Here is a 23,465-nt window from a genome sequence, read left to right as displayed (position 1 = left end):
ACCGATGCGAGGCTGAAGGAAGCCGCTGAAAGCAGAAATATCACTCAGACCGTCTCTGCCACGACGGCTGCTGCTCTGGTGGCAAATACTCCAGCATCGCAGGCGTCGGTGGCGGCAGACGGTTATCGGCGATATCCCTGTCCACATCGATATGACTTATCTCACCACTTTCATGATGGTGAACCGTCAGCACCCTCGCCTTGTTCAGCTCGGTCACCAGCTCGCGGGTAATGCGTAAACTTTCCGCCAGCTCATGCTCTTCCAGACCCGGTCTGCGACTGCGGCGTTCCACCCGGAAACGAAACTGGTTGTACTTAGCCCAACCAATCAGCACCAGACCATTGACCAGGGCAATAAGAATGTAAAACGTCACCGTATCCAGGGTCGTGAAAAAGGGGCGAACCCCTATATGCGGTGAATGCGCCAGTGCGACGATCAACCCTTTATAAATCAGGTATAAGAACCCAATCCAGGCAATAAGCGTCAACACGACGTCGATCACCCGCGGCAGCAGACGCCGTTCGGTAAAAATCAGCGGTTGGTTCATGATTCAATCCTCCCGATACCGCGATCAGGACTGACCCAGCGTGCCCTGCCGCGTTTGCGTTTGAGCATCACTTTGGGGAACGCCACCAGCGTGGTGAACAGACTCAGCATCCAGTACACCACCGGGAACCAGATGATCCAGAACAATGAGGCCCCAATCCCTTTTTCATAGCGCCGTTCAATCATCAGGCTCACCGCGAACTGCAACAGGCAGACCACGCCGAGGATAAGTCCAGTGAAGGCTGGCGGGAACAGATGCTGAACATACAGCGTGTCTGGCATCGGGAATAGCAGCCCTAACAGGAACAGCACGATACTAACCGCATACGCAAATGCCCAAGCGGTAGAGAAACAGAACTCAAGGAACAGCGGCCACATACGGCGGAATTCCCACGACCACAGGCGGCGCATGTTAACGATAAACACCTCCGCACCACCTTGCGCCCAGCGCAGGCGCTGTTTCCACAGTCCTTTCAATGTTTCAGGCATCAGGATCCAGCACAGCGCGCGCGGCTCAAAGAATACCGACCAGTGGCGTAATTGCAGCTTCCAGCTGATGTCGATATCTTCGGTGATCATGTCCGGGCTCCAGTAGCCAACTTCAGCCAACGCCCGGCGACGAAACGCGGCAACGACACCTGAAACGGTAAATATCTGCCCGTAGACTCGCTGGGTACGCTTGATTAAGCCGATAATCGACGAGAACTCACCGACCTGTACGCGGCCAATTAACGTCGAGCGGGTACGAATACGCGGGTTACCGGTCACCGCACCAACGCGCGGGAACTGGATAAGCGGAGCCACGATATAGGCGACGGCATCACGATCCAGTAACGCATCCCCATCAATGCACACCAGGTAATCGCTGCGCGCTGCAGCTGCGCCGGTCTTAAGAGCCAGGGCTTTCCCCTGGTTTTCCGCTAAGTGAATCACTCGCAGGCTTGGGTACTCTGTTGCCAGCTGTTCCAGAACATCGTGCGTGTCATCCGTCGAACCATCATTGATGGCAATAACTTCAATATTCTTATATCGCTGGGCCAGTGCGGCCTCGATCGTTTCGCGCGCGTTGATCCCTTCGTTAAAACACGGGATCAAAATCGAGACCAGCGGATTTCCCTCCAAAGTAGGCGGCGGCGTTTCATCTCCCCATTTCCAGTGACGCTCACGGTAAAACCAGAAATAGACCCCGCCGCTTATCCACAATGCAGACATGAACAAGGGCCAGAAGAAGACAAAGTTCAACATTACTTCACCCGTGAAGACGACAGCCACGCCAAACGGCAGGCTGAACATCAGGCAAAGTATCAGGAAAGCAATTATGCGATCGGTCATTTTTGCGGGTACCAGTATGAGGAGAACGTCGAACGAATCTCTGACATCTCAGGTTTATCGCTGATGAAATCATCCGGGTAATAGCCGTAGTTGCCTGCGCCGCTTAACTTAAGCTGACGCATCCATTCTGCGAGCTGTTTACCGCTGATTTCGGCCTGTTCCCCGGATTTACGCCAGTCGCGTGCCTGCAGTTCAAACACGGTTTTATCCAGCGCGCCGGGCGTCTGTGCGACAGCATTCACCAGTCGATCAAGCCAGGCGTTAGCATCATTGGCCGGGATCTGCTCCATAAATGGCATCGCCATGGGTGCCGTCCAGTCATAGGTATTCAGGAAATCATTCAGGTTTTGCGCAAACCAGGCTTCACTTTCAGGCTCCAGTACCGGCATGGCGTAAATATTGCGCGCAGTTTGCACCTGTGGACCGCGAATATTACGCACAGACTGAGTCAGCTGTTTGGTGAAGTCGATCAGCATCTTACTTTTCAGGCGCGTCCAGCGCTCAAACGCCTGAGGGTTATTACGGATTTGCTCGATGCTTCCCGGAAGTCCTGCGGCACGGTAGGCGGCTAACGCCTCCGGCGACGCATCTTCAAAATCCGTCAGGAAGGCATCGTCATGGAACAAGATGCCTTTGAAGCTGGCGTGCTTCGCCAGGTCTTCGTAGATCTCGGTAATGCGCTGACGCGCTTCACTGCTCCAGGGTGAAAGACGGACATAGTTCTCGCGGTTGATCGCAGTACGTCCGGTTTTCGGATCCCATGCCGTTACACGCGGAATTGAGGCATCCAGATCGAAAGCCAGCACCGGCATCCAGGCGTACACGGTAACCCCTGCACGGGTTTGTAACTGCCAGGAGATATAGTTAAACAGATCGGCGCGCATCGGCAGCCAGCGGTTAGGGAAATAGACCTCGCGAATGTTCCCGTCGCCTTTAGGGTCGGCATACGCCTGCAGGAAGACATGAGAGATACGCATGTCGTAGACACGCTGGATCAGCTTATCGATGTTGCGCTTCTGCTGGGCGGGGTCTTTGTCATAGACGTAATCCAGATCGACATGCATCACGCGCATCGTCTGCGGTTCACGCACCTGAGCAACCTGACTGGCAAAACGCTTGAGCGATGGGTTATCAGAAATCAGTACACGCGGGATATCATCAAGGAATGCCGCATTCGCCAGCCCTTCATTAAGCGTAAACGCCATCTTATAACCTTGCTCTTTGGCCAGGTTTAAGGTCGTACCGCTGGCGGCACCGTAAGGCCATACCCACGCACGTGGCGATTTCCCCGTTACCGCTTTAATTTTATTGGTGATCAAAGAGATATCGGTATTAATACGGCGATAGTATTGCTCGTCCGTTTCGTAAGTGCCGGTTTTCTTATCGTAGAGACGGTTTGCCACTGCAGGTTCTTTACTTCCCTGCGGGTTCGCCTCAGCACCGAAATGCGAGTTCCAGGTATGCGCGCCGATTTCCACCAACGGCGATTTGCCCATTTCCTCGACCATCTTCCAGGTGGCGAATTTGTCGCGCGCCGTCATCAGGCCACCAAAATCGACTTTTTTGTCCGCAGGGGCATCCACCCAGCTTCCAACCGGTGCCCAAAGGGCTGGCCAGTTGTAAGCTTTCAGCAGCGGCCAGACGCGGGTATAGAAACTGCTATACCCGTCATCAAAGGTGAGCAGAACCGCTTTTTCCGGCAGCACGATTTTACCGTCATGAGCATCCAGAATTTGCTGAACGCTGATCGGGTTATAGCCATTATCACGGAGCCAGGCTATTTGATCGCTCAGCGCGCTGGTACGCACAGAGAGGTAGCGCTGATCGGCTGCATCATCCTCTACATCGTGATAACCCAGAACCAAAAAACTATTTTTCGGCCACGGGTGATCGGCCGTCAGCGGCGTTCTCTCATCAGGAGGAACGTAGCGAGGCGTCGTATTGTGCGCACTGCTGCACGCGGTAATCATCAACCAGCCAGCGATGAGTGCGCTAAGCCATAGGCATCTTTTCAGCATGAACAATCCTTAAAACCTGACATTCAAATCGAAAGCGAGGGAGATATTCCGCTCACGTTTACCGTCGTAGGGGCGTTTATCCCACACCAGCATCACCCCGCCATCTACGACGTTGTTCCATTTAAGCCGTTGACCGTAACCCAACTGGACGATAGCCCCTGCGTCTTCACCTTGTTGCCAGTAGCCGCCCACACCAGCCACTCCCTGCTGTGTCCACACGGTGTCATAGTGTCGGTAAAGCACCTGCTCCGCGGTCAAGCCGGGAACTACGGAGAAATCACTTTTGGGGTTGTAATACGGCACATTCTCTTTGGTGTTGGTGCTACCGCCGATACCCGGGGTAAAGTCCAGTGTGAAGCGCGGTGTCGTCCACATACGCTCTTTTCCGCTAAGCCCGTATTCGAGACGATCGTTACCATCCGAGAAATGTGAGGCCGCAAACGACAATTGATACTCTCGCCGTTCGTTTTGGTACCAGCGGACATACATGTCGCCGCCGTTTGCATATACGCCGCTACGCAGCGCACGCAGTGGCGTATTGCGGGAAAGACGCTCTGCTGACCCACCCACACGCCAGTTATCATTGAAGTCATGCCAGGCTGAAAGACGGCCCCCCATTTTCTGCCCGTCGCCATAATTACGGCCAGACAGTTCCATTTCGGCCCAGTAATCACGTGAAGTCCATTCAGCACCAGCCGCCAAATCGCGGCTGATGCCCTTTCCTTCTTCAAACTCGCCGGTGGCAAAGTTGAAACCGGTAAACAGTCGCCAGTTGTCATTAATCGGCGGGCTGTAAATCGCTGTATTGATGTTGAAGTCATTCTTACCGCTGACCGGACTATCGGAGGAGATCCCCTGCGTACCGCTGATACGCACTTCCGACATTTTGTGCACATCACGGATCCGTGCCAGGCGCAGCGTCGCTTCGTCATCCGGGCTACGGGCGATGACATCATCGGTCAGCTCATCGGCCTGTTTCCACTCCTGAAGATCCAGCGCCACATAGGCCTGCTGACGCTCCAGCTCCAGGTTGCTGGGCTCGATCACTTCCGCAAGCTTTAACTCTTTTTCCGCCGCATGTGGCAATCCACGGGCTTCCAAAACGGAAGCATAGGTTATGCGCAACCCCTGGTTACCGGACCCCGTTCGTGCCAGATGTTCTGAGAGTTTTTCTGCCTCAGGCAGTTCATTGGCAGCAAGATGATATTGCGTCAGCAGCGTCTGCCCGAGCAGCCAGTTATCGTTAGGCTGTGGCGTTGGCGAGCCGTAGATACGACGCAGATACGGGCTCTCTTTGATCAAGTCATCAACTTGTTTTTTAGCGGCATCAAAGTTTTCATTATCAATATGCGCATAGAACAGATCCTGTTGATCTTCAGGACTGAGCGGCGTAACAGGGATAGGTCCGTTCGGATAATAGATGCTCGCCAGCATTGCTTCGGTCTTTTCCGGCTGACGTTCGCTGAGCCACGCCGAAGCCACCCAACGTTTGGCATAGTTGGGCACTTCACCGTCCGCGGAAAGGGATTCGTACTCCTGAATCACGTCGGCAGTGCGCTTACGCACCAGCAGGGCCCCCATGCGGTCAATCCTCGCCCGACGCACATCCCCCTGAGCTGCAGGTTCATCTTTCCAGGCTGCCAGCAACTGGTCATAGCGGGCAAGCGCTTTATCCGCCACGATAAAACGCTCATCTTCATTTCGTGCAGAGGTATAAGAAGCGCGCACCTTTTCGGCTGCAGCATCAAGCGCCAGACGCCGCTTAACGGGGTCAGATGTCGGAACCACTTCCGTCAGTCCCAACGCCGGTTCAGCAACACGGTTGGCTGACAGCGCTGACAACAGCGTGGATTTCGCATTTTTGTTACCCGGATCAACTTCATCCGCCTGGCTGGCGACTAACAGCGCATCCCAGTTTTTACCCTGTGAATGATACACATAGGCAAGCAGTGCATCAGAGTCAGCCCCCGGATGCGCGCGTGCCCATTTATTCGCTTCAGTCAGGGCCTGCTGATTGTAACGTGCATCCGCCAGCGTCATGATCCAGCCAGTACGCACATCGGCGTTCTCAGGCTCTTCCTGTACAACGCTCTCCCAGAGCGCTAATGATTCATTCCAGCTCTTCTGATTGCGATACGCACGTGCAGCGGCCACTTTGCCGCGTGCGGGCACTTCCATCTGCCCACGATACCTTTGCCAGATATCAATGGTTGCTTTATCGTTGTTATCAACCCAACTGGATACTTGCAGCCAGTCAGCCACCTGATTTGGCGTTAACGCACTTTTCTTTCCCTGCTCCTCAAGGTAGCGCAATAACGGTGTGCTATTACCACCTCGCGCTTCAATAATCAACGCATCGTAATCTGATACTGCTGCAGAGGCTTGCATTGGGAAAAGAACGCTTGCCGTAAATAAACAGGTTACTGACTTGAAGCGTTTAATAAAGTTGGCATGTCGACGCATACTGAACATATCTGCCCTTATATCTTACATCATAGTAAAAATAAGCGTTTTCAATAAGTTATAGTCATTCCATGACGGTTGCCGACCATGTAAAGTGCACTGCCGCTTATTTCGTAATATGGCTAAAAATCATTTAATTCTTTCGTCTTATTGACTCCCTATGACTCGTCCACTCGTCGTTGAGAGGCTGGCGAAAGCTCAGGAATTTTATCACTCAGTGTGGGGTCTTACTATGTTATAAGAAAACTCTTAGGCAAAAAAAGTATTTTAAACCAAATTATCCTAATACTCTTGGGATCGAATACTGGATTTAGATTAAGTTTCCGTGACGAAACCACGTAACGATGATAACTATTATCAGCAAATATAGAAACACCAGGTAACTGTTTGCCTGATAAGCATTTTGAAAATTGACAGGAAAAACCTGATAATTAACAGTAACTGATAACACTATAAATAACATCAGTTAATTTTAAACGGCTAAGTTTCAGGGTTAAATCGGCAACATAACACCAGGCAAAAAGAATTAGATAAAGATATAACAAAATGAAATTAAAGGGCTTTATGAGCAGTATGTTTATCACCTACCAAAAATGGCATTGTGGAATACCTCAATGAACTACCACAGGCAATTGTTAATTCCACTACGCCCAAGTGTATTTATCATTCCGTAAAACTGTACTTATCTGTTTGTTAAATTATTGGCGATATCAACGACAATCAATTTTACCCTTACAAAATACAAGCCTAATACTATTGAATGATGTCCATTGAGCCATAAGCTTTTACGCTTACCCTTTCCGCATTCTTTCAGGTAATCTGGCAAAAGATGCCAACGGGAACTGGTCAATGAAAATCGTTAACGCAGAAGAAAAGCACATCCCCGCTATCCATACTATCTACGCACATCATGTTCTTCACGGGACGGCCAGCTTTGAGACTAACCCGCCAGATTCTCGCGAAATGCTTGTTCGCCTGACTAAGATCCGCGAGCTGGGGTTGCCGTGGGTTGTGGCCCTGCAGGACGAAAAAGTCATCGGCTACTGTTATCTCACTCGCTACCGTGAACGCTATGCCTACCGTTATACGCTCGAAGACTCGATTTATATTGATCCGACAGCACAACGTCAGGGCGCGGGCAAAGCGCTACTACACCATGTCATTACATGGGCAGAAACACACGGCTACCGACAGATGATTGCCATCGTCGGCGACAGCAATAATCAGGGATCGCTGAAAGTCCACCAGCAGGTCGGATTTATGGAGGTCGGCACGCTAAAGAATATTGGCTTCAAGCATGGTCGCTGGCTCGATACCGTATTGCTACAACGTAATCTGGGTGAAGGTAACAGCACACTGCCGCCCGACGCTGGCATGATGCTCTGAGGGAAAACGGAGGAGCCCCCCTTAATACTTATTTTAGTCGTTTGCCTGCTTTATCTACCTGCTACTCGCCATCTTCCTTTACGAAAATGCCTTTTTGCGCACAACAACACGATACCCAGAGGGGTTTCATCAGATAGATTTCTGTGGTGCAGGACTGGCAAGATGGAATGATAAGGTAGATGATTGCTACGCTTGAACATGTCAGTATAAACGATTAGAAAATAAAGCTAACCGACTAATTTTATTAGCTAAGCCACATTAAGGAATATGGGATGTTAAATGCCATTCTGGAAGGTAAAGCGGGAAGAATAACGCTAAATGAAGGGATGCGACAAAGCTGGCGAACTGTTTTTCAGTCCTATGAAGATCTACTCACAGCTGCAATCTGGAGCCGGGTTAACTATTTATCACCTGCTGCAATGAGTCATTTCTTTTCTGCATTGACCGGGAAATCCAGGGATGATTGGGGAGCTTATGAAGCTATCGCTTTCTGGCCAAAATTCGCTTTTCCCGATTCCATTGATGAAAAAATGCAGCCATACACATCTGGTCTGGAACAATTTTCTGAACCGGATGTGGTCATCACTTTCGAACATGCGGCACTGATTGTCGAGGTAAAACCACCTGCTGGAGGGATGCAATATCAACAGCAATGGCGAAAAGAACTTTTGTAGTGGCACAGTAAATTTGGCCACCTGATTAAAGGTGATATTCTCACCACAACATAAAACAGGTGACTTAATGAACAAGAAAACTAAACGTACTTTCACCCCTGAGTTCAGGCTGGAATGTGCACAGCTGATTGTTGATAAAGGCTACTCATATCGACAAGCCAGTGAAGCAATGAATGTTGGTTCTACCACGCTTGAGTCCTGGGTACGCCAGCTCAGACGAGAGCGCCAGGGGATTACGCCCACTGCCACGCCCATTACTCCAGACCAGCAACGTATCCGCGAGCTGGAAAAGCAGGTTCGCCGTCTGGAGGAACAAAATACGATATTAAAAAAGGCTACTGCGCTCTTGATGTCCGACTCGCTGAACGGTTCACGATAGTTGCCAGACTGAGTGACAGCCACACGGTTGTCAGCCTGTGCTCCGCGCTGGAAATACACCGCAGCAGTTACCGGTACTGGCGAAAACGACGCGATATGGTTAATCCGGTACACGTCAGGTTGTGCAGCGAAATACGTCGGGCGTGGAACCAGAGTCGGGGCTCTGCGGGGGCACGCACTCTGGCTGACATGCTGACCCAAAACGGCGTCGCGATGAGCCGTTACCGTGCCGGACGTCTGATGAAATATCTGAACCTGAGCAGTTATCAGCCCGGAAAACATCAGTACAAAAATGCCCGTCAGGAGCATACCTGCCTGCCGAATCTGCTCGAGCGTCAGTTCGCTGTGCCCGAACCAGACCGGGTGTGGTGCGGAGACATTACGTATCTCTGGGCAGGAAATCGCTGGTGCTATCTGGCGGTCGTCATGGATCTTTTTGCCCGCAGGGTTGTCGGCTGGAGTCTGTCAGTACATGCCGATACCGCACTGATAAGCAGTGCCCTGCGGATGGCCTATGAAACGCGTGGTCAACCGCGTGATGTCATGTTCCATAGCGACCAGGGAAGCCAATATACAGGTCTGAAATATCAGCAACTTCTCTGGCGTTACAGAATAAAACAAAGCGTCAGTCGACGGGGAAACTGCTGGGATAACAGTCCAATGGAACGCTTCTTCCGCAGTCTGAAAACAGAATGGGTGCCAGCACATGGTTATGCAGGCAAGGACGAGGCCCGGCAGCAAATTAATGATTACATACTGAACTACTACAACAGCGTCAGACCTCACCATTATAACGGTGGACTGACGCCGGAAGAGTCTGAGAACAGATACCATTTTTACTGTAAAACTGTGGCCAGTATTACTTGACCACTACATTTATACTTATTTACACGATGATGACGCCAAACCTGTTGTCCATTTTTTAGCTCTGGGCAACTTGCCCGCCGCCGCAAAAACCTGGTTTCACGAATTAGCGACAGAGTTTCCCCAGGTTGAATTTCATGGACTGGAATGGCGTAGACTCAGAGAAATTTTCCAGCATTCAGAATGGAATGCCCCTCAGGATAAGCGCATCGTTGCTGATTGCCTGAAAGCCCTTGCTCTGTACGGCATCCGCGAACCACTTCTTCCATGGCACAGATTTAGTCAATTTCTGACAGAGAATCCCCTCTCCGGCGATTTATCACTTATTAAGGAACAATAATGACACATGATCCCTTTGCTCAGGTTCGTCAGGCTCACCGCATCTGCGGGGCGTATTACCAGCAAATTCTGCCAATGATCAATGAGGTTGCGCAGAAAATAGAAACCTCTTTTCTCCTCTGGGATACATGGAGTTTCAATAAACCTCCTCGTCGCGGCGTGAATCCACTGGAGAGTTGGAAATGGGACTACCTGCCAATGATGGATGTATCATTCGTCTTTGGCAAACAAAAGCAGCCTTCTTTACCGATGTTGATGACCGACTATGTGATTGATTTTAAATTGGTTACTGACAGCGAATTAGAATATCACCAGCGCACATCACAGTACCCAAAAGATGAAGAACCACTGGCAACCCAACTGAAAACACCCGCCGACAAATCCCAAAGTTATCTGAATATTTATCTCTTCTCAGCAGCAAACAATGACACACCGTATTCCTCTCCAGAAGAGATGTGGGACAGCTATGAGGGCTATCCTGATACCCATTCCAAAGTACAATTTTCTGACAATAACCAAATTCGCGGTATCGGATTTTCAGTGCCGCTGATAGATATCGCGAACGACAATGGAGTGAATCTACTGGTGGAAAAAATTTTGGAACATAGAGAATATCTCATGCAAGGATAACCTGTTATCGCAGGATAACTTAATTTTTATAAGTGTTATCAGAGATTGAGCGGGTAATATTAAATCCAATATATCCTTATAATTCCAAAGTGATGCAGGGGGATTATTCAATAGAGAATAGTCCCCCTGCATCTCCCTATCGTTCTATAAATGGGACACTGCTTCCCACTTTTCAATCTGGACGGGTTATAACACATGAATTATAAATGCATCTGTTTTTTATCTCTGAGGTTACACCATGAACAAGAACATATTGATCGCAATATGCGCATTAGGTTTTGTGAATATTGCACATGCCGAAGTATATAAATTGGATAGTACGCATACGAATGCGACATTTAATATCGACCATTTTCAGACATCAACCAACCATGGTGGCTTTTACTCCATCAGCGGAGAAGTGAAATATCTTCCAGAGAAACAGCAAGGTGAAATGCAGGTAACCATTCCTGTTAAGTCTCTAAATACCGGTCTGGAAGCATTTGATAAACATATCCGTAGCAGCGATATACTCGATGCAGAAAAACATCCGAATATTGTATTCAAATCAACAAAATGGAACTTCTCTGAGGGCAAACCCGCCTCTATTGAAGGGATGTTGACGATGAAGGGTGTTACTAAACCTGTCACGTTAACGACGACCAAATTCGGCTGCTATATGAGTCCGGTTTTCAACGTTCAGGTCTGCGGTGGCGATTTCTCTGCAAAAATTGATCGTACCCAATGGGGTGTTGATTATCTCGTCAACATAGGAATGAGCAAAACAGTTGATATTAGTATTCAGGCTGAAGCAATACGCCAATAACAAGGAAGTAAGAGTGAAAGTGAATAAAACAGTTCTGGCCATAGCCTCTATGGCTATGATGATTTCATCGGGTATGGCGCAAGCCGAAGCATATAAAGCCAGCACCGAAGAGCACCCCATTAAAATGGTCAACATTGACGCTCTTGAAGATCAAGTAAAAGCCAGAATGGAAAAGGGAGCATTTGGTTATATTCGTGGAGGCGCGGAAGATGAAAATAATCTGCGCAGCAATACCGAGAGCTTTGATAAGAAATTTATCGTTCCTCGAGTATTGCAAGGTATTGAATTAAAAAATATCAATCTTTCAACCAGCTTGCTGGGCATTCCGCTAAAAACACCCATAATCCAGGCGCCAATGGCAGCCCAGGGTCTGGCGCACGAAGCCGGTGAACTTGCCACAGCCCGAGGAATGGCCCTGGTAGGTTCAATTTTCTCTTTAAGCACCTACGGAAATAAAACCATTGAAGACGTTTCCAGGGCATCAGAGGGAAATCCGTTTTTCTTCCAGCTCTATATGAGTAAAAACAATAAGTTTAACGAATTTATACTGAGTGAAGCAGTTAAGCATGGTGCAAAAGCGATCATTCTGACAGTCGATTCACCTGTTGGTGGATATCGTGAAGACGATATAAAAAATAATTTCCAGTTCCCTCTCTGCTTTGCAAATCTTGAGATGTTTGCGAAGCAGAGTGATGACGGTTCAAAAACAGGCAAAGGTTCTGGTATCAGCGAAATTTACGCACAAGCCAAACAAGCCTTCACACCGGAAGATATTAAATACGTTCACCAAATCTCCGGTTTGCCGGTCATTGTGAAAGGAATTCAATCGCCGGAAGATGCAGAAATTGCTATTAAGGCCGGAGCTGCAGCTATCTGGGTTTCTAACCACGGGGGAAGGCAACTCGATAGTGGGCCATCCTCATTTGATGTATTGCCCTCTATCGCAAAAGTGGTAAATAAACGCGTACCCATCATTTTTGATAGTGGTGTACGTCGTGGCTCGCATGTATTTAAAGCTATCGCTAGTGGCGCTGATATCGTGGCTATTGGGCGTCCTGTCCTGTACGGTCTAAACCTTGGCGGGGCTCAGGGTGTTGCTTCTGTTGTCGAGCAACTCAACAAAGAATTAGTCATCAATATGATGCTCGGTGGAACCAAAGATATCGAGCAGGTGAAAAAAACCAAATTGTTGACCTTACGTGATCTGGAAGAATAAGAGCATACTTTGGGTTAACGGTGTGGAATATTAACCCCTCTACTCCACTCACCAGAGACATTATTAAAAAATAGATAATAATGCTGAATACCGGCCACTATGGCCGGTATTTTATTTATTCACCATGGAGGAAAAATACCTTAATAGCCAAAGTGCAAGCCGACCCCGTAAAGCGCATATCCCATAGTGAAATCACTCAGTCGCCCTGAGGGAGTACAATTGAGTTCAATAGACTAATAGAATGCTATAACTGCTGATTTATCAAGAGAAAATTGAGTTTGGTAGACTTCAGTAGACTTGAGTTTGGAGCGGGCGAAGGGATTAGAACAAGCCAATCAATAACTTGAAAAACATAGAGTTTTCAAGTTATATCTTAACTTATACCCCCAAAGATACCCCCAAAGCACAGAGGCTTTGAATTCAAGTAATTACCTTTGTCGATAAATCAGCAGGAAGCGAGATGATAGCAAATGGCAGGCATACTCGAAAGCAGCGACACCGTTAGTATCAGACTAATTACGATTTAATAAACCCAGATCCCGGCGGGCCCTCATGATATCAATAATCGTGAGATATGGCGTTTGTTCTTGCCAGCTAAACCCTCTGCGATCGATACGAACCAGTTCGTACTTTTCCACTAGAAAGTTAATGGCATCAGCCAGCGTGATACCGGCATCGATATGTTCCTGTATAACACGTTCCTCACTGAATGGTGTGTCGTTGAGGGTGAGACCATAGTGCTGTTCCAGCAGACGTGTCAGTAACATTTGCCAGACATCCACGGGTGACAGGCAGGGCTTCGCCGCCCGCTGAGTTGTTGCAGGTTGAGATTTCATGTTTGCTCTCGTGGAAGTTATTAGCGCTGAGTGGGATAAATGGCGATATATACGTAGCCGCAACTGCCAAGGGTATCGGCTTCGCAGGTGAAACCGTTGCGGTACAGAGTGACGCAGTGGGTGTGGCGAGGATTCAGTTCACCGGTAGTCAGCATGGACTCCATCTGGCGGATAAAGTACGGAAATGCCACATCCAGCTTCCGGCATTCTGCGTCACTGAACTGGCCGGTGATGCTGGCCCGGTCAGCTAAATAATGCAGCCGGTTCCCCTCCTGTACCAGACGGGCTCCCAGGCGTGGCGTAATATCCCGCTGCAGGCCCCATGTGATGTTGCTCATTGATAACCTCCGTTATTGTCAGTTCAGGGTAATACTCATCAGGCAGGCATACGGCCCGTTGCGGTCCTGGCGACGTTCGGCGTATACCGCCAGGACACCTGAGATATCCGGCACGTCCCTGCCGGTGTAATGGCAGACGCTACCGTGCCACTGATATTTTCCACTGCAGTATCGAAAAATGCGTGAGGCCGGATGCTGGCGGTATATCGTCATTGCCCGGCGTTTACTGATAATTTTCATGTCATACCTCACAGCAGACCGTGTTCAGCGAACGAATAAATTTGCCTGCCGCCGACAATCAGGTGGTCAGGGACACGGATATCCACCAGCTGAAGTACCTGCACCAGCCGCTGCGTGAGGGTTTTGTCGGCTAGGCTGGGCGTCGTCTCGCCGGAAGGATGGTTATGCGCCAGTATCACCGCCGCCGCATTGAAGTGCAGTGCACGTTTGACTACTTCCCGGGGATGCACCTCGGTGCGGTTAATCGTGCCGGTAAAGAGCGTCTCATGGGCAATCAGTTGATTCTGGTTGTCCAGATACAATACCCGGAACTCTTCCCGCTCAAGCGCGGCCATATGCAGTCGCAGCCACTCCCGGACGGCGTGAGTGGAGGTGAAGGCCACCCCGGGCTCATGCAGATGCCGGTCAAGAATCCTCAGCGCCCGCTGAATGAGATGCCGGTCCTGTGGCGTCATCTCGCCGGGTAAAAAGGAAAGCTGTTTCATTCGTTGTTCCTCCGGTCAGTCAATGATGCGCAGAATGGCGTGGGCTTCTGGATGCTGCAGGGCGTAGTCCCGCAGGCGGTAATAGTGCTCGGTCATTGCGTCACACTCTGTACGGCAGGCATGGTGGCTGTATTCAATCAGGCAGACCGCGATACCGGCAGCGTCTGCACTCATATCTGCACCATTGCCGTTCATGCTGTTGAACAGATGCCATTTATCGTCACTGTCAGCATCAGGGGCCATAAACGCGCCGCCATTGCTGAGGGTGTAAAAGGACCAGATACCACCGCTGTAATCCGCACAGAAGCGGCCCATCCAGGCGAAAATATGCGGTTCCAGCGTTGTCCATTGTGGAATGGTGCCAAAGTGCTGCGGCCAGAAGCAGATACGCTGTTCGTCAGGTAGCTGCGTTACGGTCAGTTCAAATTCGGATTCGTTAGCAGATGCGAGGTTGTTTTGTGTCGCTGTAGTCATGGGTATATCTCCATTAATAAAAAATGCCAGCGACGATGGCTGGCGCATGGGGTAATAAAGTGGGTTCAGGAAGGTTAAATATTGGTGGTAAATGATTCGGGGTCAGCGGGTGAAAATGTCAGTGCGGATACCTGACCTGCGGATATAACGGTTAAGCCCTTCACCGGCATCCGGTTCAAAGTTCCATGCCCGCCAGACCATCCGGCCTTCGGCGTCGCGAACCACCAGGCGGAAGTGACTACCCTGGTCGTCTTCAATGCCGATGTTGCGATACCGGCGGGTAACTGCTTCGGCCTGCTGTCGGGTAAAAGGTCCCGGTGGCAGCATGTGAGATTCAGGCATTCGATGTACCTTAAAAACAAAAGCCCCTGACGCAGATGCGTCAGGGGCTGTGGGAGTTTGCATGTGTAGGGGGATTGTCAGTAACCGGTTTGCACCTTATACAGCCGTAAGGTTTTGCTACCCCGGACAATCTTCACATACAGGGCATTATCTTTCGTGCCGCGCACAAACCCGGCCTGCACATCGCCCTTGCAGTCACCACCGTCGTAAGGAATGTTGACACCGGTCTGGTGCACTAGGTCGATAACCCCGAAGCTTAAGTCTTCACAGGCCGGGCCCGGCAGGTCCTGAATCAGGGCAAATTTATGGTCGTCGCTGACACCGGTCAGTGAGCACATGGAGGTGTTGATGTCGTTTCCCTTGCACCAGTACTCCTGGCCGGGATTGTCTTTATCCATCAGACTTGCCGGAAGCTGTGCGGCACCGGCACTGAATGCGGCAAGTGACAGAATGAGGGCGGGTACAGCAGAGGTCATTATTTTCAGCATGGTTTTCTTCCTGAATTAATCCAGCCCGCTGTCGGGCAAAATGAAGGAGGTTGATATCGGGTGTTATCAGAAGCGCCGGTAGCGAAACAGCTCTTTGCCCTGGTAAAGTGCCACCAGGTCGTCATATTCCGGCTTTTTCTGGTTGGGCTTAAAAGTCACTACCGTGCCCGGACGGCACAGGTCTTTTACGGTGAGACCGAATTTCTTGTCCGGAGTAATGGTGAATCCCTTCGACACATCGTTGCGCATGATAGTTATCCAGCCCCACAGGCCGCCTTCGCAGTCTTTAAAAGGTGCGGAACGCACCGTGACCATACCGCCCTTACGGTCAGCGAACATGGCTTCACACTTCCCCATGACCTGACGATGGGCATCACACCAGAAAATATTCCCGCTGTTGTCATTGACGACCGCAGGCAGCGTCCGGTTGTAAGGCTGCGCCTGAACGCCTGTACAGAGCAGCAGGCTGCCGGTAATGCTCAGTATCTTAAGCAGTGTTTTCATTATGTTATTCCTCAAAGGGGTAGATATCCGCAGGTGATGGCTCAGGCCATCACCGTCAGAATTAACATCACCAGCCATACCCAGAAGTAAGCCGGTTTCTGACCGAGGGTTTTCGCCCGCCGCCACAGATAGAACGGTACCAGCCAGGCCAGTTTGCCGAACGTGGTGGTATCCACTCCGGCCTTACGCAGACGGCGTTCATCGAGATATCCCAGAGCGATATTGAGCAACAGCGTGATAAACCAGTACTGCCCACCCGAGACGGCCTCATACGCTTCCTCAAACGCCATCCCGTTCAGCCCTGCCGTCCAAAGCTCGAGCGCATAACCAATAAAGGGAGCAAATGCCAGCGTCCACACCACACCGCCCGGAATACGGTGCCCCGGCAGTGCGGGCGGGATGGTGCTTTGCTGCAGTACTGCTGCAAGCGGGGTGGCGGAGACCGGTTGCCATTCCGTCATGCCCTGCCGCCATACCAGCGTAGTTGCCGTCAGTTCACCGCGCACAATCAGGCCGGTGATGTCGTCTTCAGTCACATTGTCATGACGTATGCCATTTTTCTCGTAATGCCAGGTCATTGTTTTTCCTTCTTAACAGAGGTTATTAAATCAGTGTGTTGTCCGGCTTCTCCTCAGAGGGACCGGGAGACAGGACTTCGCGGATACAGCTGAAGTGCGGAAGGGCCCGGATAAAGCCCGCCTGGGTGGTTAAATGGCTGAGACGTTTTCGCGGGGTAAAAGTGGTGTTCAGAACTGTCACCGCATGGATAGTCGCCAGAGGATGCACGGTGATATGCCCGTTAAGTTCACCAGTGAGATACCAGCAGCCGTCGAGTGATATCAGGCGGTACGGGGCCAGCCCGTCACAGCGCTCACCCTCGGCCAGCAGCAGCAGCACCCGCTGACAGGCGGTTATGGCACTGACGAGGCGGTAAAACACCAGCGAGCTGGCCGGTGACACTGACTGTGGGGGTTGCCACACCAGGCAGGGCATCCCTCCTGCGGTGAGCAGCATGCCCGCCAGACGCCGGTCCAGCCCCGGAAAAATATCGGCCAGTCCTGCCCGGTGAGCAAAGGTCAGCGCATCCAACTCGCCCTGTACGCCTCCACCGGTACTGCGCAGGCGGCATTGCCCCCGTCGATACTCAAGGTCGAGGTACATCAGCCGTTCGCGAAAATCCCGTCGCAGGGTACGGACTGACACACCAAACTCTGCAGCCAGCCGCGCCATGTTCAGCGTTTCACCGGCAACCAGGCGGCTGATTATCAGTGACAGCCTGACAGCCAGCCGGTCATGACGGCGCTCTGCCTGTGTCATCTTGAATCTCCGTAATAGTCAACTGACTGAATATGAAATGATTCTAAAGAGGGGGATGGACAGGGTATGGACATGGAATGAACTATTTTTTATCTGCCCCCGGAAGCAGGCCCGACGCGGCACACCGTGAAATGCGGTGATAAAACACTCAATCCAATGAGGGGGAAACGGACAGGGGGTGTCCTTTGTTTACATGGCGATAACACTCTCAGGACTGAAACCCACTCAGCATCGCTTCTGCCATCACCCAGAGAGCCCGGTTGAGCTTCACATCTCCGTCGATACCACGCACTGCGCGGGTATGTGTTCGCCCGCCTTTCGCACTCCGACCACTGAGCCCGCCCTTAATCAGGTTCTCCTGAATACGCTGATATGTGGTCCACAGATCATTGCTCTCATCCTGCCAGCGGCGTGGGGAGAGTATCTGAGGTGCTGTCACCGGCTGGTGGTCCTCACCGAAACGGTACGTCAGTGCAGCCTGTGCCAGAGCCTGTTGTGCAGGTGGCGGCAGCATCAGCGACTGCATGGCATCCCGCTTCTCTTCTACACGGTCAAAAATACCAAGTACTTCATACGCCCCCTCAATCACCTGACTCACGACATCTCCTTTGTGCGGCACACGCACCTCGCCAAACGACTCACCGCAGACAAGCCCGTTCTGGCATACCGCGCGGAATAATCCCGGCAGCATCTGATACGAGCTGGTGCCGTCATGAGAGTTGAGCAGAATGATTTCCGGGACTTGCTTGCCGGTAATCTGCCCCTCCCGACGCAGGCGCAGCATGTGCTTTGTGTGCTCGCGGCGACCTGGGTCACGCACCCGGGTCTGACAGGCAAAGAACGGCTGAAAACCCTCGCGTTGCAGGCTGTCCAGCAGGGAAATTGTAGGTATATACGTGTACCGCTCGCTGCGGGACGCATGTTTGTCTTCGCTGAACACACTGGGAACTGTGCGGAACAGCTCCTCACGGGTTAACGGACGGTCACGACGAATAAGGTTTGCTGCGCCAAAGCGCGAAGCCAGACGGGTCATAAGCAGACTCCTTGTTGATTCAGAAAACAGATAAAAGAAAGCCCTGTCGCACAGTGGCGACAGGGCTCTAGAAATACTGGAACAGAAAGGGTTAAGCTCTCAGAAGAAGAAATCCCAAACGGCGCGAACCGTGCTCACCACCATATCCCGCACACTGCGAATGAGCGATTTCACCGGCTCCGGCACAAAAGGCAGCGAAGCAACGGCATCAACAACCTCACCTGCAGCTTCACCAAAACGGTCCCGGGCCTGCGATTTTACGGGCTCGCTCCGTAATGTTTCGTGCAGTTGTGCACTGAGCGGACTGCTGGCACGGGCTGGCAGGCTGCGCATCATCGTTTCCACCAGTGACCCGAGCCCCCATCCCGTTCGTGCTGACACCGCGCACATTGGATTTGATGGTGTAAACAACTGTCGGATATCACTGAGCTTGCGGCTGAGATTGATTTTCTGGCGGGATGACGGAGAGCCGCAGGTGGCATCCCATTCATGGCAGGGCTCCAGCTTGTCGACCTGGTTGACCACAAACAGCACCTTGTGACGGTGAGAACCAATCACTTCGCGATAAAAACGCTCATCCACCGACAACGCCCTGTCATCGGCTTTAATCACCCACAGCACCAGGTCCAGTTGTGGCAACTGGCGCCGGTACAGTGCCTGATATTCCCGGTCACGGACCTCGCTTTCACCGACACCCGGCAGGTCCACCAGCACCATGCTGTGCCGTCCAACTCGCAGCCGACAGCGCTGGGGTGCACGGGTACAGGCAGATACATCACTGACCGGGGACACGTCTCCGGCAAACAGGGCATTACACAGCGACGATTTACCGACCCCGGTTTTGCCCATAATGCCAATCACTGGTTCGTAACTGGTTAACTGGTTCAGTTGCTGCAGAATGCGCTCAGATACCCAGTGCGGCAGACCGGACAGCGAGTGCTGCAGCGGCTCCGTACCTTCAGGATTATTCATTTCTATTCCTCTGAAAAAGAAAACAAAAATGGCAGAACCTTACGGTTCTGCCATTAATTGAGGTATGCTCAAGAGGATGATATATATCTGATTTATTTTAGATTGTTACCGCTAATGCGCTTGAACTCCTCTTCAATCATTTCCTGAAGAGCATCTGCTGTACTGAGATGTCTGTTGCGGGAGATAATTTTCAGCTTCTCCCGGGTTTTAAAGTCGATGAAAACCTGAAGAGAAATCTTATCTGATTTACTGTTTTTATATTTTCTCTGAGCTTTGGCACTATTGAAGGCCAACCTGAAAAGCTTTATGGAATTACTGTCAGTAAAGTGATTTGCGCACCAGATATCAAACGAAAGTTGGATACAGTTAAAAATTTCTCTTGTTCCAGAGAATACTGAATATTTATCCAGTGCAATGTTTGCTTTTTTAAGCTGATCCCATGTCCACTGACATTCATCATTATCTTCTGGTGAGACTTCCCTGAACGGGGTCTTTATCTTAAAGACTTGTATCCATGATTGTTTAATTCTTTCCAGCAGTTCGTTTCTTGCTCGTTGATCAGACATCAAATCGAGAATTCGAATAATCTGGATAAGTTGCCCTCTGGCATTCGAAGGATACTTGTTTTTTGACAGATAATCGGCAATGACAATACTAACGTGACTGTGACGAGATAGTTCCTTTAAAACACCAGAGGGATCTCGGGACAAATGATCCATAAGTGTATGCCAGCCGAAAAAACAAGCCCGTTCACTGCTTTCCAGCCATGAAAAACTCTCAAGTGGAAGAAGAGATTGCCTGCAATTTCGCCGCATATCCTCCAGCAGGCGAAACATTTCAGTATCTGTAAAAGTCGTAGGTAAATCACTCCAGTGCTTACGTATATGTCGGATGTAATCTTCGGGGGCACACCCCGGAGAAGGAGGAGGTAAATCTAACTTCCATTCATTCAAAAAATGTAAATAATAATTATTTACCCTTTCATTTTCGTCTTCTTTTGTCAAAATCCGGTGTTTCATACAATCCTCTGCTGCCTATTTTTAATACAAAATAATGTTATAATAACTAAATATTAGTAGTATAAAAAGATAATAAAAACGCAATGTAAAGGTAATTATTATTGTTTATAATTTTGCTGTATAGGCCTGTAATCACGGTTTTGAGTAGGGGTTCTTATCATAAATTACCAGCTGCACCTCTGTTCCTGGTGATATTGCCAGAGTTACTGCACTTCAGGTCTGCTATCGCATACGGCTTCTCAGGGACAGCGTCTTCTCTTTTTGTTTACGGTAATGCTTTGGTCGCTTATGGATATCTGGCTAAAGAGAAGTTAAAACACGGTCAGTACTACTACGGTGCCAGCGAAGTGTTCCCATTGAGTGGACTGGGCAGGCCTCGGGGTATCCGCTAAAGCCAACATTTTTTACAGCACCACCGGTATCTATGCCGGAGCGGGCAACAGAAATTCATAACCCGACTCCGATATCCATTTAGCTACCGGAGAATCCAACAATGACCATCAAACCTTCCCTGCTCGAAGATCAGTTTGTCGATATGGTGTTTATCACCCGCCTACTTGGGGTTAGTGATAAATGGATATACCGACTCATCAAGGAAGGGCTTTTCCCTAAACAGATAAAGCTGGGACGCAGCTCTCGCTGGTTGCAAAGCGAAGTGGAAGCCTGGCTTCAGGCCCGTATTGAAGAATCCCGCAAACAGTAGTAAGCCTCACTTCACCAAATAACATTCATCCAGGCCGTGCTTGCACTATCCGCACTCTGCGGAGGCTTACGGCTGCCTGAAATTTAAGAATCAAGGAAAATCACCTATGAAAAACATCCCATTGCTTAACCATTACCAGGCCTGGCTAAATGACTTTACTCGCATCAATTTGTGTCATGGTTTGTGTCAGCAGGAAATAGAGCACTGGCACAAGCTGGCGGTTACATCGTGCCGGTCGCCGGGTGGCGTAATTGTCGTCCCACAGTATCTGTTACAGGTCACTCAAACATCCCGCGAGGAAGAGTGTGCCGTTATTCCCCGTCTGAACAAACAAACTGATTATTCTCTGTTGCCTGGCGTGTTGCTCAGTGAATGTTACCGTCTTGGGAAAAGCAGACTGGCGGAACAATTACAAATGCTGTTCCGGCTGCATACACAACCGGGTTCTCGACAGGCGCTTACGCTGCTGTGCTGGTGTGAACTGGTCTCAGGCCGGGATCTAGATGAATGGTATACGCTGCACTTACCGCTTCCTGACACGTTGAAGCAATGGATGTCAGAAAAACAAGAATCATATCGGGGACTGAAAACGTTGACTGAGAATTATATTCGTGCCACCAGGCCAATGTGAGGTCTGGAAAATGCGAGTACAAAAATGTTATATCGCACAGCGTAGAACCGGCGAAATTGTGCCTGCCCGCCAGGTGAATATGGCAGAAAGTGAAGAGTGGCGCTGCCAACATTGTCAGTGCCCATTGATATTCCACCTCCCCACCAGAACTTCACCGTCATGGTTTGAACATGATATTCCACGGGGACAACCGGAAGTCCTTTTGCAGTGCCCCTGGTTGGCACCAGCAAGTGGGAAGTCTTCCACCATAGAGAAACTTCAGCAACTCGTGGCACAACTGCCTCCAGTCATTACAACAACCCAATGGCAGTGCACGATGTGCGGCCTGTCATACGGCGGTGAGAAACGCTGCCCTCAATGCAGAAAAGGGATATACAGTCGGGAGATACGAATTTAGTGATACGTACCAGGCAATCATGGGATTGATTGGTACACCAGAAAGTTATTATATGGGGGCATATAACTTCGGAGTAAAAATCAATCACTTTCCATCATCCGGCCCTTGGTGCTGGTGGATTGGTCATTAGTAGTCCACGACGGGTTGGTAATATTAATTAACCAACTGAAATATAAACAATATCATCTCAATGCCACACCCGTATACGGCTACTCATACACGATAGCCTTAATGGCTGGTCTTACCCCCCTTTAAATCCTTAATCCCTTTAACTGCCTATTACGGGTAAGGCTTTGCCCTGCCCGTAATTCATTACCCAAGGAAATTATATGTTTGACAATATCTGTCTCGATAGACGACACGCACCATTCAACACCACTTACCTGCAACGTATTCTACGCGTTATCGATAACGCGACTGCAGAACACGCACGCACAATGGCGGTACGGGTAGACCTGCGTCTTCCTGACAATATGCTCATTAACCGACAGGGCCTGATATCTCGCTTCATTGAATCCCTCGATGCGAAGATTGCTGCACGCTACAGAAGTAAGTTGAAACAGGGCACACGAACATATCCATGCCACCTTCGCGATGCCTGGGTTCGGGAGGTGGGTGAGATTAATCAGAAATCGCATTACCACATGGTGTTGTTCGTGAATAACGATACGTTCAATGGACTGGGAAGTTACAAAGAAGGCGGGACGGGCCTGGCGTCTCTGATACGAGAGGCCTGGTTGAGTGCTTTGCAGCTTAGTCACCGCCCAGAGCACTGGACGCTAGCCCGCTTTCCCGATAACCCACTTTATTACCTGGATATTAACTCCCACGGTTACAGCGAGGTATATGATCAACTGACGTTTCGCTTGAGTTACTTCGCTAAAGAGAGAACCAAATCCTACAGCCGTCAAGAGCGTTCTTTTGGCTGTAGTCAGTGTTAATACCTCTTGAGGCATCTATGGAAGAGGGGAATTGCTTCGTAGGCAATTCCAGAAATTAATGAATGCCATTCATAATCCCTATCCTCCCCCCTGT

At 50.2% G+C, this 23,465-nt stretch carries 27 protein-coding genes; 10 read left to right on the top strand and 17 right to left on the bottom strand.

Annotated features, from left to right (window positions below; translation table 11 throughout):
- Positions 1-40: 40 nt before the first annotated feature.
- Genes pgaD through pgaA form a run of 4 tightly spaced genes read right to left on the bottom strand, consistent with a single transcriptional unit; the run spans position 41 to position 6,368 of the window.
- Positions 41-547: a poly-beta-1,6-N-acetyl-D-glucosamine biosynthesis protein PgaD gene (gene pgaD / locus HV041_RS01260; RefSeq protein ID WP_048213134.1), complete on the bottom strand. Its 507-nt coding sequence runs from the start codon at positions 545-547 to the stop codon at positions 41-43.
- Entirely contained in the window at positions 544-1,878 is a 1,335-nt protein-coding gene (gene pgaC / locus HV041_RS01255) for a poly-beta-1,6-N-acetyl-D-glucosamine synthase (protein ID WP_040232145.1), read from the bottom strand. The genes pgaD and pgaC overlap by 4 nt, the downstream gene beginning before the upstream one ends.
- Positions 1,875-3,896 carry a poly-beta-1,6-N-acetyl-D-glucosamine N-deacetylase PgaB gene (gene pgaB / locus HV041_RS01250; protein WP_048213135.1) on the bottom strand — a complete coding sequence of 674 codons (2,022 nt, stop codon included), beginning with the start codon at positions 3,894-3,896 and terminating at the stop codon, positions 1,875-1,877. The genes pgaC and pgaB overlap by 4 nt, the downstream gene beginning before the upstream one ends.
- Before the next feature lie 9 nt (positions 3,897-3,905).
- A complete protein-coding gene (pgaA, locus tag HV041_RS01245) occupies positions 3,906-6,368 on the bottom strand; it encodes a poly-beta-1,6 N-acetyl-D-glucosamine export porin PgaA (RefSeq protein WP_048213136.1) in 2,463 nt (820 codons plus the stop codon).
- An 840-nt stretch (positions 6,369-7,208) separates the two neighbouring features.
- Here pgaA and HV041_RS01240 point away from each other — a divergent pair.
- The 6 genes from HV041_RS01240 (at position 7,209) to HV041_RS01215 (ending at position 12,651) form a co-directional block, all read left to right on the top strand.
- On the top strand, positions 7,209-7,745 hold the full coding sequence (locus tag HV041_RS01240; RefSeq protein ID WP_086523439.1) for a GNAT family N-acetyltransferase: 537 nt from the start codon (positions 7,209-7,211) through the stop codon (positions 7,743-7,745).
- Between the two features lie 272 nt (positions 7,746-8,017).
- Positions 8,018-8,419, top strand: a complete 402-nt coding sequence (locus tag HV041_RS01235; RefSeq protein WP_249424098.1) for a hypothetical protein — start codon at positions 8,018-8,020, stop codon at positions 8,417-8,419.
- A 31-nt stretch (positions 8,420-8,450) separates the two neighbouring features.
- A protein-coding gene (locus HV041_RS01230; protein WP_148735742.1) for an IS3 family transposase occupies positions 8,451-9,664 on the top strand; the annotation gives its coding sequence in 2 pieces (ribosomal slippage) (positions 8,451-8,745 and positions 8,745-9,664; 1,215 coding nt in all).
- Positions 9,665-10,000: 336 nt separating this feature from the next.
- The gene (locus tag HV041_RS01225) at positions 10,001-10,630 is read left to right on the top strand and encodes a hypothetical protein (protein ID WP_048213139.1); all 630 of its coding nucleotides are present in this window, start codon (positions 10,001-10,003) and stop codon (positions 10,628-10,630) included.
- 238 nt (positions 10,631-10,868) lie between these two features.
- Complete coding sequence (locus HV041_RS01220) at positions 10,869-11,435, top strand: YceI family protein (RefSeq protein ID WP_121585019.1); 567 nt, start codon at positions 10,869-10,871, stop codon at positions 11,433-11,435.
- A 49-nt stretch (positions 11,436-11,484) separates the two neighbouring features.
- Complete coding sequence (locus tag HV041_RS01215) at positions 11,485-12,651, top strand: lactate oxidase (protein ID WP_121585502.1); 1,167 nt, start codon at positions 11,485-11,487, stop codon at positions 12,649-12,651.
- Between the two features lie 512 nt (positions 12,652-13,163).
- Here the strand turns inward: HV041_RS01215 and HV041_RS01210 are convergent.
- From HV041_RS01210 to HV041_RS24950, 13 genes are all read right to left on the bottom strand, one after another.
- Positions 13,164-13,487: a TA system toxin CbtA family protein gene (locus HV041_RS01210; RefSeq protein WP_048997879.1), complete on the bottom strand. Its 324-nt coding sequence runs from the start codon at positions 13,485-13,487 to the stop codon at positions 13,164-13,166.
- A 20-nt stretch (positions 13,488-13,507) separates the two neighbouring features.
- Positions 13,508-13,825 carry a type IV toxin-antitoxin system YeeU family antitoxin gene (locus tag HV041_RS01205; protein WP_048997880.1) on the bottom strand — a complete coding sequence of 106 codons (318 nt, stop codon included), beginning with the start codon at positions 13,823-13,825 and terminating at the stop codon, positions 13,508-13,510.
- An 18-nt stretch (positions 13,826-13,843) separates the two neighbouring features.
- Entirely contained in the window at positions 13,844-14,065 is a 222-nt protein-coding gene (locus HV041_RS01200) for a DUF987 domain-containing protein (RefSeq protein ID WP_048997881.1), read from the bottom strand.
- An 8-nt stretch (positions 14,066-14,073) separates the two neighbouring features.
- Complete coding sequence (locus HV041_RS01195; RefSeq protein WP_049016517.1) at positions 14,074-14,550, bottom strand: RadC family protein; 477 nt, start codon at positions 14,548-14,550, stop codon at positions 14,074-14,076.
- A gap of 15 nt (positions 14,551-14,565) precedes the next feature.
- Positions 14,566-15,024: an antirestriction protein gene (locus HV041_RS01190; protein ID WP_049002979.1), complete on the bottom strand. Its 459-nt coding sequence runs from the start codon at positions 15,022-15,024 to the stop codon at positions 14,566-14,568.
- Positions 15,025-15,126: 102 nt separating this feature from the next.
- A complete protein-coding gene (locus tag HV041_RS01185) occupies positions 15,127-15,366 on the bottom strand; it encodes a DUF905 domain-containing protein (protein WP_048998188.1) in 240 nt (79 codons plus the stop codon).
- A gap of 77 nt (positions 15,367-15,443) precedes the next feature.
- A complete protein-coding gene (locus HV041_RS01180; protein ID WP_049002978.1) occupies positions 15,444-15,854 on the bottom strand; it encodes a hypothetical protein in 411 nt (136 codons plus the stop codon).
- 66 nt (positions 15,855-15,920) lie between these two features.
- Positions 15,921-16,358 (bottom strand): hypothetical protein, encoded by a 438-nt coding sequence (locus tag HV041_RS01175; protein WP_049002977.1) that lies wholly within the window; start codon positions 16,356-16,358, stop codon positions 15,921-15,923.
- A 41-nt stretch (positions 16,359-16,399) separates the two neighbouring features.
- Positions 16,400-16,936 carry a DUF4339 domain-containing protein gene (locus HV041_RS01170; protein ID WP_049002976.1) on the bottom strand — a complete coding sequence of 179 codons (537 nt, stop codon included), beginning with the start codon at positions 16,934-16,936 and terminating at the stop codon, positions 16,400-16,402.
- Positions 16,937-16,961: 25 nt separating this feature from the next.
- The gene (locus HV041_RS01165; protein WP_049002974.1) at positions 16,962-17,675 is read right to left on the bottom strand and encodes a DeoR family transcriptional regulator; all 714 of its coding nucleotides are present in this window, start codon (positions 17,673-17,675) and stop codon (positions 16,962-16,964) included.
- A 208-nt stretch (positions 17,676-17,883) separates the two neighbouring features.
- The gene (locus tag HV041_RS01160) at positions 17,884-18,708 is read right to left on the bottom strand and encodes a DUF932 domain-containing protein (RefSeq protein WP_101743252.1); all 825 of its coding nucleotides are present in this window, start codon (positions 18,706-18,708) and stop codon (positions 17,884-17,886) included.
- A gap of 99 nt (positions 18,709-18,807) precedes the next feature.
- Positions 18,808-19,680: a GTPase family protein gene (locus HV041_RS01155; protein ID WP_049003186.1), complete on the bottom strand. Its 873-nt coding sequence runs from the start codon at positions 19,678-19,680 to the stop codon at positions 18,808-18,810.
- A gap of 92 nt (positions 19,681-19,772) precedes the next feature.
- Complete coding sequence (locus tag HV041_RS24950; RefSeq protein WP_065241382.1) at positions 19,773-20,699, bottom strand: hypothetical protein; 927 nt, start codon at positions 20,697-20,699, stop codon at positions 19,773-19,775.
- A gap of 493 nt (positions 20,700-21,192) precedes the next feature.
- On the opposite strand from HV041_RS24950, the gene HV041_RS01145 reads away from it, so the two are divergent.
- From HV041_RS01145 to HV041_RS01130, 4 genes are all read left to right on the top strand, one after another.
- The gene (locus HV041_RS01145; protein WP_049003182.1) at positions 21,193-21,402 is read left to right on the top strand and encodes a helix-turn-helix domain-containing protein; all 210 of its coding nucleotides are present in this window, start codon (positions 21,193-21,195) and stop codon (positions 21,400-21,402) included.
- A gap of 106 nt (positions 21,403-21,508) precedes the next feature.
- Complete coding sequence (locus tag HV041_RS01140; protein ID WP_175329888.1) at positions 21,509-22,033, top strand: secretoglobin family protein; 525 nt, start codon at positions 21,509-21,511, stop codon at positions 22,031-22,033.
- A gap of 10 nt (positions 22,034-22,043) precedes the next feature.
- Positions 22,044-22,430 (top strand): putative zinc ribbon protein, encoded by a 387-nt coding sequence (locus tag HV041_RS01135; RefSeq protein WP_182294036.1) that lies wholly within the window; start codon positions 22,044-22,046, stop codon positions 22,428-22,430.
- 329 nt (positions 22,431-22,759) lie between these two features.
- Entirely contained in the window at positions 22,760-23,371 is a 612-nt protein-coding gene (locus tag HV041_RS01130; protein ID WP_048998200.1) for an inovirus Gp2 family protein, read from the top strand.
- Positions 23,372-23,465 lie beyond the last annotated feature (94 nt).

The organism is Citrobacter sp. RHBSTW-00029, assembly GCF_014104295.1.
Classification (GTDB): Bacteria; Pseudomonadota; Gammaproteobacteria; order Enterobacterales; family Enterobacteriaceae; genus Citrobacter; species Citrobacter youngae.
The sequence above is the reverse complement of the archived record's forward strand: the minus strand, read 5'-3'. Positions and strand labels throughout refer to the sequence as shown.

Coding starts and splice junctions, on each gene's coding strand:
- pgaD (WP_048213134.1), bottom strand. CDS start 547: ATGAACCAACCGCTGATTTTTACCGAACGGCGTCTGCTGCCGCGGGTG.
- pgaC (WP_040232145.1), bottom strand. CDS start 1,878: ATGACCGATCGCATAATTGCTTTCCTGATACTTTGCCTGATGTTCAGC.
- pgaB (WP_048213135.1), bottom strand. CDS start 3,896: ATGCTGAAAAGATGCCTATGGCTTAGCGCACTCATCGCTGGCTGGTTG.
- pgaA (WP_048213136.1), bottom strand. CDS start 6,368: ATGTTCAGTATGCGTCGACATGCCAACTTTATTAAACGCTTCAAGTCA.
- HV041_RS01240 (WP_086523439.1), top strand. CDS start 7,209: ATGAAAATCGTTAACGCAGAAGAAAAGCACATCCCCGCTATCCATACT.
- HV041_RS01235 (WP_249424098.1), top strand. CDS start 8,018: ATGTTAAATGCCATTCTGGAAGGTAAAGCGGGAAGAATAACGCTAAAT.
- HV041_RS01225 (WP_048213139.1), top strand. CDS start 10,001: ATGACACATGATCCCTTTGCTCAGGTTCGTCAGGCTCACCGCATCTGC.
- HV041_RS01220 (WP_121585019.1), top strand. CDS start 10,869: ATGAACAAGAACATATTGATCGCAATATGCGCATTAGGTTTTGTGAAT.
- HV041_RS01215 (WP_121585502.1), top strand. CDS start 11,485: ATGGCTATGATGATTTCATCGGGTATGGCGCAAGCCGAAGCATATAAA.
- HV041_RS01210 (WP_048997879.1), bottom strand. CDS start 13,487: ATGAAATCTCAACCTGCAACAACTCAGCGGGCGGCGAAGCCCTGCCTG.
- HV041_RS01205 (WP_048997880.1), bottom strand. CDS start 13,825: ATGAGCAACATCACATGGGGCCTGCAGCGGGATATTACGCCACGCCTG.
- HV041_RS01200 (WP_048997881.1), bottom strand. CDS start 14,065: ATGAAAATTATCAGTAAACGCCGGGCAATGACGATATACCGCCAGCAT.
- HV041_RS01195 (WP_049016517.1), bottom strand. CDS start 14,550: ATGAAACAGCTTTCCTTTTTACCCGGCGAGATGACGCCACAGGACCGG.
- HV041_RS01190 (WP_049002979.1), bottom strand. CDS start 15,024: ATGACTACAGCGACACAAAACAACCTCGCATCTGCTAACGAATCCGAA.
- HV041_RS01185 (WP_048998188.1), bottom strand. CDS start 15,366: ATGCCTGAATCTCACATGCTGCCACCGGGACCTTTTACCCGACAGCAG.
- HV041_RS01180 (WP_049002978.1), bottom strand. CDS start 15,854: ATGCTGAAAATAATGACCTCTGCTGTACCCGCCCTCATTCTGTCACTT.
- HV041_RS01175 (WP_049002977.1), bottom strand. CDS start 16,358: ATGAAAACACTGCTTAAGATACTGAGCATTACCGGCAGCCTGCTGCTC.
- HV041_RS01170 (WP_049002976.1), bottom strand. CDS start 16,936: ATGACCTGGCATTACGAGAAAAATGGCATACGTCATGACAATGTGACT.
- HV041_RS01165 (WP_049002974.1), bottom strand. CDS start 17,675: ATGACACAGGCAGAGCGCCGTCATGACCGGCTGGCTGTCAGGCTGTCA.
- HV041_RS01160 (WP_101743252.1), bottom strand. CDS start 18,708: ATGACCCGTCTGGCTTCGCGCTTTGGCGCAGCAAACCTTATTCGTCGT.
- HV041_RS01155 (WP_049003186.1), bottom strand. CDS start 19,680: ATGAATAATCCTGAAGGTACGGAGCCGCTGCAGCACTCGCTGTCCGGT.
- HV041_RS24950 (WP_065241382.1), bottom strand. CDS start 20,699: ATGAAACACCGGATTTTGACAAAAGAAGACGAAAATGAAAGGGTAAAT.
- HV041_RS01145 (WP_049003182.1), top strand. CDS start 21,193: ATGACCATCAAACCTTCCCTGCTCGAAGATCAGTTTGTCGATATGGTG.
- HV041_RS01140 (WP_175329888.1), top strand. CDS start 21,509: ATGAAAAACATCCCATTGCTTAACCATTACCAGGCCTGGCTAAATGAC.
- HV041_RS01135 (WP_182294036.1), top strand. CDS start 22,044: ATGCGAGTACAAAAATGTTATATCGCACAGCGTAGAACCGGCGAAATT.
- HV041_RS01130 (WP_048998200.1), top strand. CDS start 22,760: ATGTTTGACAATATCTGTCTCGATAGACGACACGCACCATTCAACACC.